1 protein-coding gene is annotated in these 1,115 nt (G+C 64.5%); it reads right to left on the bottom strand.

Features of this window, described 5'->3' with window-relative positions:
* Positions 1-123: 123 nt before the first annotated feature.
* On the bottom strand, positions 124-1,115 hold a 992-nt coding region (locus DBR23_RS25530), incomplete at its 5' end, for an L-lactate permease (protein ID WP_146191447.1).

Genomic DNA, 1,115 nt, shown 5'->3' with positions numbered 1-1,115 from the left:
GAGCCCTGTAGCCCGATACGGCGGGCGCTGGGCACAGGTCTCTTGGAAGCTTTTGCCCCAAAGCCCCCGGTGGCGCGGCGCACACCCGCCGCAGGGGGCGGGAAGGGAGACTCTGTCGACCCGCTATCGCACCACCATGGACGTGAAGGGCCACACATAAGCCTGCAGGCTCACCAACAGCCCCACCAGGCAGGCCAGCGCGATCGAGTGGAAGAAGACGAAGCGCAGGATGTCCCCTTCATGGTTGAACCAGCGGGTGGCGGTAGAGGCCACAACAATCGACTGCGCATCGATCATCTTGCCCATCACGCCGCCCGAGCTGTTGGCGGCGCCCATGAGGTTGGGCGAAAGGCCCAGCTGTTCGGCCGCCACCTTCTGCATGCCCCCGAACAGCACGTTGGAGGCCGTGTCCGAGCCGGTCAGCGCCACACCCAGCCACCCCATGAGGGTGCCAAAGAAGGGGTACAGCACACCGGTGTTGGCAAACGCCAGACCCAGGGTGGTGTCCGTGCCCGAGTAGCGGGTGAGCGTGCCCAGTGCCAGCATGAGCACGATGGTCAGCAGCGAATAGCGCACCAGCCAGACGGTGCGGAAGAACGTACCAACGATAGCGACGGGGCTGTAGCGCATGAGCAGGGCGCTGACCAGCGCAGACAGCAAGATGCCCGTGCCGGTGGCCGACAGCAGGTTCAGCGTGTAGACCGCGCCTTCCTTGGTGGGCTTGGGCACCACAGGCGGCATCTTCTCGATGAGGTTGTGCAGCCCGTCCATCGGGAAGGCTGGCGAGAAAATGCCATTGAGCCATGCCTTGACCGATGGCAGCCCCCAGACAAACACACACACCGACAGGATCACCCAGGGCATCCAGGCATTGATCAGCTGAGCGCGTGAATAGCGCACCGGGGCCTGGGCGGGCTTGGTTTCGCCAGCACTGGGGTCGTGGCCGCGCATCGAGGGCGAGGTCCAGATCTTCTTGGGCTGCCACACGCGCAGGAACGCGATCAGGCTCGCCATGGAGACGATGGCCGCAATGATGTCCACCAGCTCAGGGCCGATGTAGTTGGAGACCAGGAACTGCGGAATGGCAAACGACACACCGGCGACCAGAATGGCGG

This window comes from Acidovorax sp. HMWF018 (genome assembly GCF_003061035.1).
Lineage (GTDB): Bacteria > Pseudomonadota > Gammaproteobacteria > Burkholderiales > Burkholderiaceae_C > Acidovorax > Acidovorax delafieldii.
This window is presented reverse-complemented; position numbering and strand designations above follow the sequence as displayed.